17 protein-coding genes are annotated in these 13,526 nt (G+C 72.5%); 9 read left to right on the forward strand and 8 right to left on the reverse strand.

Annotation, left to right across the window (positions count from 1 at the left end):
* The coding region (locus tag ACFQ53_RS17400) for a hypothetical protein (RefSeq protein ID WP_377862140.1) at window positions 1-512 on the forward strand (512 nt) is incomplete at its 5' end.
* Window positions 513-693: 181 nt separating this feature from the next.
* On the forward strand, window positions 694-1,014 hold the full coding sequence (locus ACFQ53_RS17405; RefSeq protein WP_377862143.1) for a putative quinol monooxygenase: 321 nt from the start codon (window positions 694-696) through the stop codon (window positions 1,012-1,014).
* Between the two features lie 15 nt (window positions 1,015-1,029).
* On the opposite strand, the gene ACFQ53_RS17410 is transcribed toward ACFQ53_RS17405, so the two are convergent.
* The 4 genes from ACFQ53_RS17410 to ACFQ53_RS17425 form a co-directional block, all read right to left on the reverse strand.
* Complete coding sequence (locus ACFQ53_RS17410; RefSeq protein ID WP_377862146.1) at window positions 1,030-1,815, reverse strand: DUF899 family protein; 786 nt, start codon at window positions 1,813-1,815, stop codon at window positions 1,030-1,032.
* Window positions 1,816-2,037: 222 nt separating this feature from the next.
* Complete coding sequence (locus ACFQ53_RS17415) at window positions 2,038-3,327, reverse strand: ATP-binding protein (protein WP_377862149.1); 1,290 nt, start codon at window positions 3,325-3,327, stop codon at window positions 2,038-2,040.
* A 129-nt stretch (window positions 3,328-3,456) separates the two neighbouring features.
* On the reverse strand, window positions 3,457-4,089 hold the full coding sequence (locus tag ACFQ53_RS17420; protein WP_377862153.1) for a dihydrofolate reductase family protein: 633 nt from the start codon (window positions 4,087-4,089) through the stop codon (window positions 3,457-3,459).
* Window positions 4,090-4,147: 58 nt separating this feature from the next.
* Window positions 4,148-4,972 (reverse strand): phosphatase PAP2 family protein, encoded by an 825-nt coding sequence (locus ACFQ53_RS17425; protein WP_377862156.1) that lies wholly within the window; start codon window positions 4,970-4,972, stop codon window positions 4,148-4,150.
* 102 nt (window positions 4,973-5,074) lie between these two features.
* On the opposite strand from ACFQ53_RS17425, the gene ACFQ53_RS17430 reads away from it, so the two are divergent.
* The 3 genes from ACFQ53_RS17430 to ACFQ53_RS17440 all read left to right on the forward strand — a co-directional run bounded on the left by ACFQ53_RS17430 (window position 5,075) and on the right by ACFQ53_RS17440 (window position 6,821).
* The gene (locus ACFQ53_RS17430; RefSeq protein WP_377862159.1) at window positions 5,075-5,671 is read left to right on the forward strand and encodes a 1-acyl-sn-glycerol-3-phosphate acyltransferase; all 597 of its coding nucleotides are present in this window, start codon (window positions 5,075-5,077) and stop codon (window positions 5,669-5,671) included.
* A complete protein-coding gene (gene arfB, locus ACFQ53_RS17435; protein ID WP_377862163.1) occupies window positions 5,664-6,104 on the forward strand; it encodes an alternative ribosome rescue aminoacyl-tRNA hydrolase ArfB in 441 nt (146 codons plus the stop codon). Before ACFQ53_RS17430 ends, arfB begins: the two co-directional genes overlap by 8 nt.
* Window positions 6,105-6,182: 78 nt before the next feature.
* The gene (locus ACFQ53_RS17440; protein ID WP_377862166.1) at window positions 6,183-6,821 is read left to right on the forward strand and encodes a class I SAM-dependent methyltransferase; all 639 of its coding nucleotides are present in this window, start codon (window positions 6,183-6,185) and stop codon (window positions 6,819-6,821) included.
* Here the strand turns inward: ACFQ53_RS17440 and ACFQ53_RS17445 are convergent.
* Window positions 6,818-7,444 (reverse strand): dihydrofolate reductase family protein, encoded by a 627-nt coding sequence (locus ACFQ53_RS17445; protein WP_377862169.1) that lies wholly within the window; start codon window positions 7,442-7,444, stop codon window positions 6,818-6,820. The genes ACFQ53_RS17440 and ACFQ53_RS17445 overlap by 4 nt on opposite strands.
* A 151-nt stretch (window positions 7,445-7,595) precedes the next feature.
* Between ACFQ53_RS17445 and ACFQ53_RS17450 the strand changes: the two genes are divergently transcribed.
* Both ACFQ53_RS17450 and ACFQ53_RS17455 read left to right on the forward strand, forming a co-directional pair.
* Window positions 7,596-7,838 carry a PspC domain-containing protein gene (locus ACFQ53_RS17450; protein WP_377862172.1) on the forward strand — a complete coding sequence of 81 codons (243 nt, stop codon included), beginning with the start codon at window positions 7,596-7,598 and terminating at the stop codon, window positions 7,836-7,838.
* A 70-nt stretch (window positions 7,839-7,908) separates the two neighbouring features.
* Window positions 7,909-8,331 carry a hypothetical protein gene (locus tag ACFQ53_RS17455; RefSeq protein ID WP_377862175.1) on the forward strand — a complete coding sequence of 141 codons (423 nt, stop codon included), beginning with the start codon at window positions 7,909-7,911 and terminating at the stop codon, window positions 8,329-8,331.
* Here ACFQ53_RS17455 and ACFQ53_RS17460 read toward each other — a convergent pair.
* A complete protein-coding gene (locus tag ACFQ53_RS17460) occupies window positions 8,328-9,500 on the reverse strand; it encodes an alpha/beta fold hydrolase (protein WP_377862178.1) in 1,173 nt (390 codons plus the stop codon). The genes ACFQ53_RS17455 and ACFQ53_RS17460 overlap by 4 nt on opposite strands.
* Window positions 9,501-9,537: 37 nt before the next feature.
* A complete protein-coding gene (locus ACFQ53_RS17465; protein WP_377862181.1) occupies window positions 9,538-10,311 on the reverse strand; it encodes a TetR/AcrR family transcriptional regulator in 774 nt (257 codons plus the stop codon).
* A 127-nt stretch (window positions 10,312-10,438) separates the two neighbouring features.
* On the opposite strand from ACFQ53_RS17465, the gene ACFQ53_RS17470 reads away from it, so the two are divergent.
* Window positions 10,439-11,371 (forward strand): NAD-dependent epimerase/dehydratase family protein, encoded by a 933-nt coding sequence (locus ACFQ53_RS17470; RefSeq protein WP_377862184.1) that lies wholly within the window; start codon window positions 10,439-10,441, stop codon window positions 11,369-11,371.
* Between the two features lie 99 nt (window positions 11,372-11,470).
* Here ACFQ53_RS17470 and sigJ read toward each other — a convergent pair whose 3' ends face one another.
* Window positions 11,471-12,463: an RNA polymerase sigma factor SigJ gene (gene sigJ / locus ACFQ53_RS17475; RefSeq protein ID WP_377862187.1), complete on the reverse strand. Its 993-nt coding sequence runs from the start codon at window positions 12,461-12,463 to the stop codon at window positions 11,471-11,473.
* A 239-nt stretch (window positions 12,464-12,702) separates the two neighbouring features.
* Between sigJ and ACFQ53_RS17480 the strand changes: the two genes are divergently transcribed.
* The gene (locus tag ACFQ53_RS17480; RefSeq protein WP_377862190.1) at window positions 12,703-13,449 is read left to right on the forward strand and encodes an SDR family oxidoreductase; all 747 of its coding nucleotides are present in this window, start codon (window positions 12,703-12,705) and stop codon (window positions 13,447-13,449) included.
* The last annotated feature ends 77 nt before the right edge of the window (window positions 13,450-13,526 follow it).

Genomic DNA, 13,526 nt, shown 5'->3' on the forward strand with positions numbered 1-13,526 from the left:
ATGCGCACGGCACGGTCACGGAGCTCTGGGCTGAACTTCTTGGGCATACTCCGATTCTCCTTCGTGAGACTCGGAACGGAACCCAGGGCGCTTCACCGTGGTTCGACGGGCTGGGCAAGTACACGGTCGGTCCGGCCGATGTCACCGCGGGGTACACCAAGCGGGCGTCGTGGGGCTCCTACACCGACTACACGGACAACACCAAGAAGTCCTTCTACGTGCGGGCGAAGTCGAAGGCCTCGCTCAGCTCGAGCCGCAAGGGCCGCACCGTCACCCTCTCGGTCAAGGCCACGAGCCTCAACCTCGACTGGGACGAGTACCGCGCCTACAACCCCTCGAGCGCGACGCTGCAGGTGAAGTCCGGGAAGACCTGGAAGACGGTGAAGAAGGTCAAGCTCTCGAAGGGGAAGGCGACCGTGAAGGTCACCTCGAGCGCGAAGAGGCAGTACCGCTTCACCTACCCCAAGACGTCCACCCGCACCGGGGCGACCTCGAACACCGTCACGCGCTGAGCCGTCACGCCCTGACGAGACGGCGGAGCTCCACCCCCACGGCACCGGCCGACGCCTGCCGGCGGGGAACCGCGCTTCTCGCCCTGCAAGAAGCGCGGTTCCCCGTCGGCCGATCGGGCATCATGCTGGGATATGAGCGGCCCGTGCCCGGGCCGCACCCGATCGAGCGGAAGGACCCGTCATGATCCTCATCAACGTCAAGTTCCCGGTGAAGCCCGAGTACGCCGATCAGTGGCCCGAGATCTCGAGCGAGTTCACCGAGGCGACGCTCGCCGAGGAGGGCAACAAGTGGTTCGAGTGGTCCCGCAGCGTGAAGGACCCGAACACCTACGTGCTCATCGAGGCCTTCACCGATGAGGGCGCGGGCCCGCACGTGAACTCCCCGCACTTCAAGAAGATGCAGGGCGACTTCCCGCAGTACCTCAGCGCGACCCCGCAGATCGTCTCCCAGCAGGTCGACGTCGAGGACTGGGGCCCGATGGGCGAGCTGCGGGTCGACTGATACGACGTCCCGTGCTCAGTGCCCGCCGCGGCGCCCGAGGGTCGTGACCGGCTCGGCGCCGGGGCGGGCCCACTGCGGCACGGGGCGACTGTTCTCTCCCCAGGTCGGGGTGCCGTTCTCGTCACTGCGCCAGCTCCAGCACGCGGGGTTCTGCTCGGGCCAGCCCTCGGGGCTGTCCTCCCAGTCCTCGCGCCGTCCCCAGACGGTCATGTCGAGCAGCCCCATGGTGGGGTTCGCCCGTTCGACGCCACGGCCCGTCGTCCGATAGGTGAGGAACACGCGGTCGCCCTCGCGCACGAAGCTCGCGAGGTATCCCATGTCGCCGCCGATCGGCGCGGGCGCCTCCCGCACCGAGTACCAGGGCACGGTGCCGTAGCCCATGAACTCGATGAACGGGGCGACCTCGTCCCAGGCGCCCACGGTGAGGATCGCGAGGGAGACGCCGTTCTGGTGCAGGTAGGTCGCGTCCTGCAGGTGCCAGGCGCAGACCGTGCAGCCCTCGCACTGCCCCTGGTGCGGGGCGCCGTCGTGCCACATGTGCTGGTACACGACGAGCCGATCGCGGCCCTCGAAGAGGTCAAGGAAGGGCACCGGCCCGTCGGCCCCGACCGCGGGCGTGGTGCCGTCGACCTCGACCATCGGGAGGCGCCGACGCGCCGCAGCGATCGCGTCGCCTTCGTGGGTGTGCGCCTTCTCCCGCACCAGCAGCTCGTCGCGCTGGGCCTGCCAGGTGTCCATGTCGACGACCGGCGGCAGTGCGCGCCCCGTCGCCGTGCTGCGGCTCTTCGCTGTGCTGCTCATCCTCGAGCCTCCTTCGCAGGACGTCGCGGACAGGGGCGCCGAGTGCCGGTCGCCGGCCGTGCGTGACGTCGCCGGTCCCTCCTCGCGGGGCCGGATATGCGCCAGACCCTACGCCGACGCCCGCGCGGGGGAATGTCCGATCCTGCGGCCGTCCCCGGAGCGCGGCCCAGGACCGCCGTGGGCCGTGACCCCGGACGACGACTCCCTCCCCCGGGTGACCCCTCAGATCCGCCCGAGCGATTCGATGTCCTCGAGGAAGTCCTCGACGACCTCGGGGCTGACCGTCGGCCGGATGGAGCCGAGCGCGCGGAGGTAGTCCTCGGTCGACGGGCCCGAGGTGGCTCGCTCTCCCCCGTCGACGGCCCGCTCGAAGGCGCCCTGCGCGGCGCGGCGCACGGCGTGCTCGATGTCGGCCGGGGTGAGGCCGTCGCTCGTCTCGACCAGGGCGGAGATGTCGACGTCGGCGAGGACCTCGCGCGGGACGTAGCCGCGCCAGATCGCCTCGCGGGCCTCCGCATCGGGCAGACCGATAGGCAGGACGTAGTCGAAGCGGCCGTGGCGCAGCAGCGCCGAGTCCAGGGAGCGGATGAAGTTCGTCGCGCAGATCAGCAGCCGGTCGTTCTGCTCTCGCACGTCCGGGATGATCTTCAGCAGTTCGTTGGTGACGCCCTGCAGGGGCGAGGGCGGGTCGCCCTTGCGGTGCGAGGCGATCTCCTCGACCTCGTCGATGAAGACGACGGCCTTCTCGAGGTCGGCGATCCGCGAGAACGTCTCCCGCAGCGCGGTGGCGAGGCCCGCCGGATCCCCGCCGAGCCGGGAGGGGAACACTTCGACGAAGGGCCATTGCAGGCGCGAGGCGACGGCTTTCGCGAAGGTGGTCTTGCCGGTCCCGGGCGGACCGAAGAGGACGACGGCGCGCGGCGGGACGACCCCGAAGCGCTCGGCGACCTCGGGCTCGGAGAGAGGCATCACCAGGCGCTTCTCGAGCAGGTCCTTCTCGCGGACCATGCCGCCCACGGCGTCCCAGCGGTCGCGCGGCAGCAGCCGCCCGCCGAGCTCGCGGAGCAGGGCGAGATCGCGCCCCTGGACGGGGATGCGGCGCTCGGCGTAGCGCAGCTCGTGCTGGAGGGCGAAGCCGTTGTCCGTGAAGGCCTGCAGGGTGCGGGCCTCGCCCGCGGGCACGAGACTGCACAGGGTGCCGATGCCCTGGTCGGCCAGGCGCCGCTCGAGGGCGTCGAGCAGTCGGCCGCCGAGCGCGGGATCCTCATCGCCGGGGCGCACGCCCAGGTAGACGATCCAGCCCTGCTCGTGGGCGGCGCGGCCGACGGCGGCGCCGATCAGCTGCTCTTCGTCCTCGCGGGCTGCGACCACCGCGACGTCGGCCTGGCACGAGGCGAGGACCTCGGAGAGCCCGTAGACGGGCTCCTCCTGGGGCGGGACGGTCTCCTCCCAGAGGGCGACGATCCGCCCCAGGTCCTCGCTGCGGAAGTCTCGGATCGATGTCCTCGTCATCGTCGCCTCCTCGGTCCGGGTCGCGGGGTTCCACGGATCATCGAGGGTGATGTGCGTCACCTCTCGGTGGGGGAACCGTAGCGGACCTCGGCCGCGGGGCCAACCCTCCGGCTGATCGCGCCGGGCGGCTCAGCGCTCCCAGGCGGTGCCGGGCGGTGCGTCGAGCGGAGTCGGCACGTACTCCAGGAGCTGGAGGCCACCCTCGAAGGTACGGGCCTCGACGAGTTCGAGCGCCACGTCCTGGTACCGCTTCCAGATCCTCTCGAGCCCTGTGCGTCCGGTGATGACGGGGAACAGGACCACTCGGAAGCGGTCCACCACGCCGGCGCGCAGCAGGGAGCAGCCCAGGTCGATGCTGCCCATGGTGACCAGGGGCTTGGAGGAGGTGCGCTTGAGCTCGCGCACCGCCTCGACGGCGTCGGTGCTGATCAGTCGCGTGCCCGCCCAGGCGAGAGGCGGCGTGAGCGTCGCGGAGAAGACGATCTGGTCGGCGTCGGCGAGCTGGGCGAAGCTCGCCTTCTCCTCCTCGGAGACATCGATCTGCTGGGCCTGCAGGGACATCTGCTCCATCACCCGATAGGTGTTCGCGCCCATGAGGGCGAGGGAGTCGGGCTGTTGGGCGAGCCAGTCGAGGTATTCGGGGCTCTCGAGCCCCCACCACCCGGGCCAGCCGTCACCTGCGGCACAGCCGTCGAGGGAGAGGATCAGGTCCACGGTGAGCGTCTGCTCTGTGCTCGTGGACTGCGTGTCGGGACCGTTCATGGCAGTGTCCTCGATTCGACGCGCGAGGGTGTCGGCGTGGAGCGCGCGTGCTGGGAACCTACTCCTGCACGCCCTTCGCCGCATCTGCAGCGTCGGCGCCGGAGTCGGTGTCGGTGTCGATGTCGCGCATCGTGTCCCGTCGGCCCCAGCGCTGATCCCCGAGGATCACGAGGCGCAGGCACAGCGCCCCGGCGAGCACGCCGCCCAGCAGGTCGCTCGCCCAGTGCCAGCCCAGCAGCAGCGAGGTGACCACGGAGTTCAGCGAGACGAGGACGACGCCGATGCGCGCGAGGAGCAGCGTCCGCGGCGTGGCGCGCGAGTAGCGGGCGATGAGGTAGGCGGCGGCACCGTAGAGGAGCACCGCCTCCGCGGCGTGCCCCGAGGGGAAGCTGATGCCCTTCTCGCCGAACTCCTGGATGCCTCCGGCCAGCAGGTCCGCGTCGTCGAGGGTCGGCGAGGGGCGGGCGATGAGCAGTTTGAGGCCGCCAATGCCCACGAGGAATGCGAGCTCCGCGGCGAGCCCGACGAGCGGGGGCCGCCAGGAGCGTCGGCGCACCGCGAGCACGATCGCCACCGCGGCGAGGACGGGGAGGCACACGGCCTGCCCGGCGATCCGGTCCAGCACGCCCTGGACGAAGGGCAGCAGCTGCGGCGCCATGTGGTAGAGCCAGTGCCGGTCGAGCCTGCCGTCGATGCCCTGGAGCGGGCCGGCCGCTCCGATCGTCGTCGCGACAAGGAGGACGGCGAGCACGGGGATCGAGGTCAGGCGCGACCACAGTCGCAGTCCGCGAGCCGCGCCGGGGGTCTTCTCGCGCACTGTCCCGGCCGCCCCGAGGCGCTCTGCGAGGCGGTCCTCGGGAGTCGTGCGTGCGTCGGAGACCATCGCAGCTCAGAGTAGGGGCCCGGCCGCCCGCGCGCACTCCCCCGGCGCCCCGGTGTCGCGGGAGGCACAGGAACGCGGAGACGGATCCTCTACCGTGTGCGCATGATCCGCCGACTCCTCGCCCGCGCCTTCTGGGCCATCAGCCGCTGGCGCCTCGTGGCCCGGCCGGCGCCCTCGCGCCCGACGATCCTGCTCGGCGCCCCGCACACCTCCAACTGGGACTTCGTACTCATGCTCGCGATCGCCTGGCGTCTGGGCATCGAGGTGCACTGGCTGGGCAAGCACACGCTGTTCCGCTCCTGGCGGGGACCGCTCATGCGAGCGCTCGGCGGGATCCCCGTGGACCGCTCCGACCCTCGGAGCGTGGTCGCCGAAGTCGTCGAGAGGGTCCACGGCGGCTCCGTGTTCGGCCTGGTCATCACCCCTGACGGCACTCGTGGCGGGAACACGCACTGGAAGTCGGGGTTCTACCGGATCGCGCGGCGCACGGGGATGCCGGTGACACTCGGCTTCGTGGATCGCACGACGATGACGGCGGGGCTCGGGCCGACGCTCGATCTCACAGGTGATGTCGCCGCGGACATGGACGTGATCAGGGAGTTCTACGCCGACAAGGCGGGCGTCCGGCCCGAGCGCCGCGTCGAGCCGCGACTCGCGGAGGAGAGCGAGGGACTCGACGGGGACGCGCCCCGTGGATGATCTGCAGGTGCCGCCGGGGCCCGGTGCCCCACGAGGGCTCGTGGTGCCCGCCTCCGAGCTCGTCGAGCTCTTCTCCCACGCCTCCGGCCCGGGCGGGCAGGGCGTCAACACCGCCGACTCCCGCGTGCAGCTGAGCATCGACCTCGCCACGACCTCCGCGCTCGACGGGGCGCAGCGCGAGCGCGCACTGGAGCACCTCGCGCCCCGGCTCGCCGGCACGGTGCTCACGGTCGTCGCCGCGGAGCACCGTGCGCAGCGCCGCAACCGCGTCGCCGCCCGGGAGCGCCTCGCCCAGCTGCTGCGCGAGGCGGTCGCCCCACCGGTCCCCCGTCGGCCGACCCGTCGCACCCGCGGCTCCCAGCGCCGCCGGCTCGAGACGAAGAGGCAGCGGTCGCAGACCAAGGCGACGCGCCGTCGGCCGGAGAGGGAGTAGTCCGCACCGGACCACGGCAAGGCCGCCCGTGACTGACCCCGTTTGTCCTGCCTCGCCCTGCTCGCCCATGATGTCCGCATGAACGCGGACCACTCCACCGAGAGCGAGCGATTCTGGGAGGCGCACTACGCCGATCGCGGTGCTCCCACGAACGCCCCATCCCCGAGCCCGATGCTGGTCGACCTGATCGGCGAGTTCGCGCGCCACCCCGGCACGGCGCTCGAGCTCGGGGCAGGACAGGGCGGCAACGCTCTCTGGCTCGCCCGAGGAGGATGGACCGTCACCGCGGCCGACGCCTCGGCCACCGCCGCACGACGGATCGACGAGACCGCCCGCGCGGAGGAGCTCACCGACCGCGTGACCGCCGTCCAGGCGGATCTCGCCCAGGACATCCCCCGCGGATCGTTCGATCTGATCTTCGCCTGCTACTTCCAGTCACCGGTGGAGTTCGACCGGGACGCGATCATCGCCCGGGCTTCCCGACAGGTCACCCCGGGCGGACTGCTGCTCGTCATCGACCACGCCTCGGTCGCGCCCTGGTCCTGGAACCAGGACATGGAGTTCCCCGCACCCCAGCAGACTCTCGAGGCCTTCGCGCTCACCGGGGAATGGGACCGCCTCGTCGTCGAGCCCCGACGACGCACCGCGACCGCACCCGACGGCGCGAGCACCGCCGAGGTCACCGACAACGTCCTCGTGGTCCGGCGGGGTCTCTAGGCGCCCTCCGGCGCCTCCGTGACCACCCGTCCGGGGTCGCCACCCGCGCCGCGGGCGCGATAGTGCAGGTGCACCGCACCGCTGGCGAACGCCTCCTCATGGACGCGCTCGAGATCGAGACGGACCCCGTCGGGCAGCGCCCGCAGGCCTCCGCCCACGATCATCGGGACCACGAACAGGTGGAAGTCCGTGACCATGCCGGCGCGGATCGCGTCGGCCGCCGCCGTGGGCCCGAAGATCTCGACCTGCCCAGGGGCCTCGTCGACGATCTGCTGCAGACCGGCCAGGTCCAGGTGCCGGATCAGTCGGGCGCGCGCCGGATCGACGCGGCTCTCGTCGAGCGTCGAGGACGCGACGATGCGTTCGAGGCGCTGCCAGCGACGCGCGAACTCACGCTCGGCCCCGCTCCACTCCTCGCCGTCGGGCCCGGCCTTCGGATCCGCCTCCCAGTACTCCATGAGCTCGAAGGTGCGCCGGCCCATGACCTCGGTGCTCACCTCGGCCAGGCGCTCGACGTGCACGGCGAACACGTCGTCGCCGGGCGCGGACCACTGGAAGTCTCCGTCGGCGTCGGCCGCGTAGCCGTCGAGCGACATCGTCGCGGTATAGGTGAGTGTCCCCATGATGAGCGCCTCTCCACGGTGCGCCGTCGGCGCCGCCCGCGCTGCGGATCGTCCCCGATCGCCTCTCGGCACCTTCGCCCGAGGGTGCACGGAGTCTACGCGGGGGCTATCCCCCGTGACCCGCGGAGGCGCGGTGCGTACCGTTCCGGGCATGAGAACCCTCTTCGGCTCCGTGCGCTCCCTCGGCTTCCGTCGCGGCCCCCGCCGTCTGCTCGCAGGCATCGCGGGCGGCATCGCCGCGAGGACCGGTCTGAACGTGTGGCTGGTGCGGCTGCTGCTGCTCATCGCGTTCCTGCTGCCGTTCGTCGGCTTCGCGGCGTACCTCGTCGCCTGGCTGCTGCTCCCCTGGCAGGACGACTCGATCCCGCTCGAGCGCCTGCTCGCACGCGGGTGATCCGGGCTCGGGTGGAGTCTGCTGCGCGCATGACGCGGGAAGACCGTCCCGCCTATGCGACGGTGGTGGGATGACGGACGCTGCGGAAGAGATCGTGCTCGTGGTCGACGGGGCGAACGTCGTCGGCTCGGTGCCCGACGGGTGGTGGCGCGATCGCGCCGGTGCCGCCGTCCGCCTGCGGGACAGCCTCGAAGGGCTCGAGATCCCCGCCGATCCGGCCGGGACGCTGCGCCCGCTCGTCGCGCTCGTCGTCGAGGGCAAGGCGCGGGACATCCCCGAGTCCGGCGCGGTGTGCGTGGTGCGCGCTCCCGGATCCGGGGACGACGAGATCGTCGCCGAGGTCCAGCGTCGGATCGCGGACGGCGCAGTGGTCCTCGCGGTCACCAACGACCGCGAGCTGCGCGCGCGGATCGAGGCGGCCGGCGCCGAGGTCCGGCGCGTCGGCTGGCTGCGTCGGCTGTTCGATGCCCGGGGCCAGGGGCCTCGGCGCTAGGGAGTGCTCGACCCGCCCGCGAGCGGCTGCGGTGAGTCGTCACTCGCCCCGCTCACGCTGTAGTCGCGCCGGATGCCCTCGGTCGCCCGGCCCCACGCACTCGACGTGACCCGCGCCTGGTGCGCGGCGAAGGACTCCCGGTCGGCGAAGGTCTCGGCGACGGTCCAGACCAGCGGGTCCTCGGTCGGCTCCACATGGAAGGCGAGGCAGCCGGGCTCCGCACGGGTGAGCTCGACGTGCTGTGCGAGGTGCCGGCGGACCAGATCCGCCTCTCGAGCGTCCGCGCACACGAGGGGCCCGCGCAGCTCGACATGGCCCGGAGCCGACGCGCGCCGTGCCTCCGCGCCGCTGCGCTCCTCGGCACCGCGCCGGACCGCCGTGAGCCACGCGCGCAGGAGCGTGCGCACCACCTCGGGCTGGTCGAGATGGACGTTGTGTCCTGCGCCGTCGAGCGCGGCGAAGGTCGCGCGGGGGAAGCGGCGCGCGAGGGCGTCCTGGTCCTCGAAGCCGACCACGTCGTCCTGCCTGCCTGCGACGACGAGGACGGGCAGGTCGCGGATCGCGGGATCCGCCTCGAGCTCCGCGTCGGGCAGGGAGGGCAGCTCGTAGAGCTCCCCCAGGCGGCGCATCGCGTCGACGTCGGCGCCGCGGATGCCGGGGAGCGCCGTCTCGCGGAAGCGCTCCCAGTTCTCCCTGCTGAGGACGACGGCCATCTCGGCGTAGGTCTCAGCGTCGGCCGGATCGAGCGAGGCGAGCAGGCCCGGCTCCTCCGCGAGGACGGTCCGCGCGGGCAGCGTGCGGTGCTCGCGCACGGGATCGACGACGGGAGCGAGCAGCGCCATGCCGACGCACTGGCCGCTGCGGCGCGCGACGAGGTCACGGGCGAGGAGCCCGCCCAGGGAGTTCCCGACGACCGCGAACGGCCGTTGGCCGAGCAGGTCCCCGACGATCTCGTCGAGCCGATCGGCGAGGTCCGGCAGCCCTCCGCGGCCGGCGAGCGGCGGGGTGCCGCCGAACCCCGGGAGGTCGGGATAGAAGCGCTCCCAGGCTCCGTCGGCGGCGAAGACGTCGTCGAGGTCGAGCAGGAGCCGATGGTCGGGGCCGTTGCCGTGGACGAACAGCACGGGCGTGCCGGAGCCGCGTCGGACGAGATGGGGCTGGACAGTCACGGTGCGAGAGTAGCGAACGGCCCTGTCACGACGGGGATCAGCGCAATCCGAACTCCCCTGCGGTGGCGTCGACCCACTGCGCGAGCATCTCGTCGCCGTACGGCGCGAAGTCCGCCCCGAGCTGCCCGAAGAGCTGCGCGGAGATCAGCCCGACCAGCCCCGTCCATGCCAGGACGCTCGCCGCGGCGAGCGCGGGCGACGCGTCCACCCCGAGCTCACCCGCTCCCGCCGCGAGCACCTCGGAGTAGGCCTCTCCTGGTGCGCTCGCCAGGACGGAGCCCGGGCCGCCTGAGTGTGCCCCCTCCTGCGCCGACGGGCCGGAAGCGCTCTCGCCTGCCGCCAGGATCTCCATGAACCTCGCCATCACGCGCGTGCCCGGCCCCGTGGTCCGCTCCGCGGGCGCCGCGTACCCGGGCACGGGCGATCCGTAGACGAGCGCCCACCGCTGGGGCTGCTCGAGGGCCCACCCTCGCATCGCCCCGGCGAGCGCCGCGAGAGCTGCCTTCCCGGCACCCCCCTCCGTCGAGGCATCCCGGAGAGCCGCGTCCACACGGTCCGCGAGGTCCGTGAAGGCGTCCTCCAGCAGGAGCGTGAGCAGATCGTCGCGACTGGACACGTGGCGGTAGATGGCCGACGAGGCGACATCGAGCCCACGCGCGATCTCCCTGACGGAGAGCCCGGCGGGCCCGTCCTTCTCCAGCAGCTCCCCGCCCACGCGGAGGATGCCCTCGCGCATCTCGGCGCGCGCCTGGGCGTGGCTGCGGCGCGGCCGCGCGCTCTTCGCGCTCGTCGCACTCGTCGGCTTCTCCATGCCGGTCAGTCTCGCACCGCACGCCCGTTGAGGCAATTCTGTGAGCACTGCTCTTGTTTTTTCGCGCGCGCCGGGCTAGCGTCGTCCTCGTCAGAAGGCGAGCAGTGCTCACAGAAAGAGTCCCCTCATGCGATACCTCATCACCGGAGCCGGCCAGATCGGCACCCAGCTGGCCCGCGACCTCCTCGCCGCCGGCCACGACGTGACGGTGCTGCGGCGTGGCGCCGACGTGGAGCCCGGCGCCCGCCTGGTGCGCGGCGACGCCGGAGATCCGGCCACGCTCCGCTCCGCCCTGACGGATGCGGACGGCGCCACCGCCGATGCGATCCTCCACTGCATCCACTCGAGCTACGACGCCTCCGCATGGCGCCGGGACCTGCCCCAGCGCGAGCGCGCGGTCATGGACGCGGCGGCCGACGCGGACATCCCCATCGTCTTCCCGGAGTCCGTCTACGCCTTCGGCGAGGGGGCAGCGGATCTCCACGAAGGCGCACCCCTCACGCCCGCCTCGCCGCTCGGCGAGGTCCGCGCGGAGCTGCTGCGCACCCGGGCCGCACACCCGGCCACGACGCTCTCCGTGGTCGCGGCCGACCTCCTCGGGCCGACGGCAGTGCCCGAGACCTCGGTCTTCCTGCAGCTCGTGCTCCAGCCCGCGGCCGCAGGCAAGCGCGCGTGGGTGCTCGGGGACCCGTCCGTGCCGCGCACCCTCACGTCCATCCCGGACATGACGGCCGCGATGACCTTCGCCGCCCAGCACGCCGACGAGCTCGCACCGCACGGCGACGCGATCCTGATGGCCCCCTCGCCGGAACCGCTGAGCCAGCGCGAGCTGGCCGAGCGCACGGCGGCGCTGGTCGGCGAGCGCCCGCACGGGGCCACGGGCATCCCCTCGCCGCTGCTGCGCGCGATCGGCCTCTTCTCCCCCACGTTCCGCGAGCTCACGCACCAGCTCTACCTGTGGCGTCGCCGCGCCGTGATCCACCCGGGCACGCTGACCAGGGACTACGGGCTGCAGGCGACCGATCTGGACCGGATCATCCTCTCGTCGCTGCAGCGGTGAGCACGGGCCGACAACTGGCCCGCTCAGCCTCCACCCTGCGTCCGCGCCGACGTCGGGCAGGGCGCGGCGGCGTTCTGATCGGCGACGCGCGCAGGGCGCTCAGTTCCAGAGCGTGAGCTTTTCGGGATTCATCATCAGCCGGACCTCGCTCACGGCCCCGTCGACGACCTCGAGCGTGACCACGCCGAAGATCCGCGCCTCGCCCCAGAGCGCGAACCCGAGGCCGTCGGGCGTGTCCTGCTCGAGGACTGTCGCCCCCGGGTTCTTGGTGAGCGCTCCGAACAGGAACCGTGCGACCCGATCAGGTCCGAGGACGGGCCTGCGCGCAGCCGTCACCTGGCCGCCGCCGTCGGAGCGCAGCACGACGTCGGGGTCGAGCACGGCCACCAGCCCGGCGAGATCGCCGCTGCGCGCGGCGGCGGCGAAGGCTCGCACGATGTCGTCGTGCTCGCTGCGGCTCGCACGTCGGCCGCGATCCGCCTGGACCCTTCGCCGGGCCGAGGCGGCCAGCTGACGGCACGCGGCGGGGGTGCGTCCCACGGTCTCCGCGACCTCGGCGAAGGGGACGGCGAACACGTCGTGCAGCACGAACGCGACCCGTTCGGCGGGCGTCATCGACTCCAGGACCACGAGCAGAGCGGTGCTCACCGAGTCGTCGAGGGTCACCCGGTCAAGCGGGTCCTCCGTCGCCGTCCCGGCCGGGAACGCGAGAGCGGGCACGGGTTCGGGCAGCCAGGGGCCCACGTAGCTCTCGTGGCGGCGGCGCGCCGAGCCCAGGACGTTGAGGCAGATCCGACCGGCGGCGCGCGTCAGCCACGCCCTCGGCACCCGGATGGCCGCACGCTCCTCCTCGGGCAGCCGGTACCAGCGGATGTAGGTCTCCTGCACGGCGTCCTCGGCCTCGGCGACCGTGCCGAGCATCCGGAACGCAAGGGACAGGAGGTGGCGCCTCTCCCCCAGCGCCTCGGCATCGGGACCCTCGGCATCCGGACCCTGGGGATCCGGATCCCGCGCGTCGGCGCTCCCGGTATCGGGGTCGTGACCGTGCGGTCCCGGCCGGGCTGGGTGCTGATCGTCCTCGAGCGGTGTCATGGCGTGCTCCCTTCGCACCACAGGACCGAGCAGGACGTCGGGGTGTGAGCCGCGGCGACCGTCCGCGGACGGTCCCGTCCGCCCGCAGTCCGCCGTCGTCGGCGGGGCACCGCCTCACATCACCGTTCCGTGTCCGGTCATAGGGGTATGACGCGAAGACTACTCAGCACGCCGCGGGCACGATCCCGCCGACATGACCGAGGAGCCCCGTCCACGGGGGCCACGAAGGAGGCAGTCAGATGAAGATCGTCGTCGCCGGAGCGACCGGCGCACTGGGCCGCCACGTCGTCGCAGCGGTGCGGGATGCGGGCTGCGAGCCCGTGCCCCTGAGCCGCAGCACGGGCACCGACCTCGTCACGGGCGCGGGCCTCGTCGAGACCCTGCAGGGCGCCTCGGCAGTCATCGACGCCTCTGCCACCAGCAGCACCTCGACCTCTGCCAGCGTCGACTTCTTCACCACCGTGACCGACAACCTGCTGACCGCCGGGCGCGCCGCGGGCGTGCCCCACCACGTCGCGATCTCGATCATCGGGGCGGCGCAGGTGCGCGCGAACTACTACGCGGGCAAGGCGGCCCAGGAGGATCTGCTCCGGGAGCGCGACGGCGGATGGTCGCTGCTCCGCACGACCCAGTTCCACGACTTCGCGAAGCAGCTGATCGGCCATGGCGCGGTGAGACCCTTGCAGGTGGTGCCCACGATGCGCTCGCAGCCGATCGCCACGAGCGAGGTCGCCTCCGAGCTCGTCGCGATCGCGACCGGCGCGCCGCAGGGGGTCGTGCCGGATCTCGCGGGGCCGAGGGAGGAGAACATGGCGGGCCTGGTGCGGCGGCTGCTCGCATCCGAGGGGCGCCGACGCCCCGTCCTCCAGATCCCTCTGCCCGGCGCATGGGGTCGCGGGATGCGCGACGGGTCGCTGCTCCCGACGCCGGGAACTCGGCGCGGTGAGATGACCTTCGCGCAGTGGCTCGCCCTCCGTCAGAGCTGATCGCATCCTCACCCCGCGCAGTCTCCGGAGGATTCTGCACGCGGCCGAGGAGGGGCAGGGGCAGGGGCGGATCCGCC

The sequence above is a fragment of the Brachybacterium sp. NPDC056505 genome, assembly GCF_042794925.1.
GTDB classification, from domain to species: Bacteria; Actinomycetota; Actinomycetes; order Actinomycetales; family Dermabacteraceae; genus Brachybacterium; species Brachybacterium kimchii.

Bases quoted from the DNA above. Each gene is read 5' to 3' on its own strand.
- ACFQ53_RS17415 (WP_377862149.1), bottom strand. From the start codon at position 3,327: ATGACGAGGACATCGATCCGAGACTTCCGCAGCGAGGACCTGGGGCGG.
- sigJ (WP_377862187.1), bottom strand. From the start codon at position 12,463: ATGACACCGCTCGAGGACGATCAGCACCCAGCCCGGCCGGGACCGCAC.
- ACFQ53_RS17425 (WP_377862156.1), bottom strand. From the start codon at position 4,972: ATGGTCTCCGACGCACGCACGACTCCCGAGGACCGCCTCGCAGAGCGC.
- ACFQ53_RS17440 (WP_377862166.1), top strand. From the start codon at position 6,183: ATGAACGCGGACCACTCCACCGAGAGCGAGCGATTCTGGGAGGCGCAC.
- ACFQ53_RS17420 (WP_377862153.1), bottom strand. From the start codon at position 4,089: ATGAACGGTCCCGACACGCAGTCCACGAGCACAGAGCAGACGCTCACC.
- ACFQ53_RS17465 (WP_377862181.1), bottom strand. From the start codon at position 10,311: ATGGAGAAGCCGACGAGTGCGACGAGCGCGAAGAGCGCGCGGCCGCGC.
- ACFQ53_RS17480 (WP_377862190.1), top strand. From the start codon at position 12,703: ATGAAGATCGTCGTCGCCGGAGCGACCGGCGCACTGGGCCGCCACGTC.
- ACFQ53_RS17455 (WP_377862175.1), top strand. From the start codon at position 7,909: ATGACGGACGCTGCGGAAGAGATCGTGCTCGTGGTCGACGGGGCGAAC.
- ACFQ53_RS17445 (WP_377862169.1), bottom strand. From the start codon at position 7,444: ATGGGGACACTCACCTATACCGCGACGATGTCGCTCGACGGCTACGCG.
- ACFQ53_RS17405 (WP_377862143.1), top strand. From the start codon at position 694: ATGATCCTCATCAACGTCAAGTTCCCGGTGAAGCCCGAGTACGCCGAT.
- ACFQ53_RS17450 (WP_377862172.1), top strand. From the start codon at position 7,596: ATGAGAACCCTCTTCGGCTCCGTGCGCTCCCTCGGCTTCCGTCGCGGC.
- ACFQ53_RS17410 (WP_377862146.1), bottom strand. From the start codon at position 1,815: ATGAGCAGCACAGCGAAGAGCCGCAGCACGGCGACGGGGCGCGCACTG.
- ACFQ53_RS17430 (WP_377862159.1), top strand. From the start codon at position 5,075: ATGATCCGCCGACTCCTCGCCCGCGCCTTCTGGGCCATCAGCCGCTGG.
- ACFQ53_RS17470 (WP_377862184.1), top strand. From the start codon at position 10,439: ATGCGATACCTCATCACCGGAGCCGGCCAGATCGGCACCCAGCTGGCC.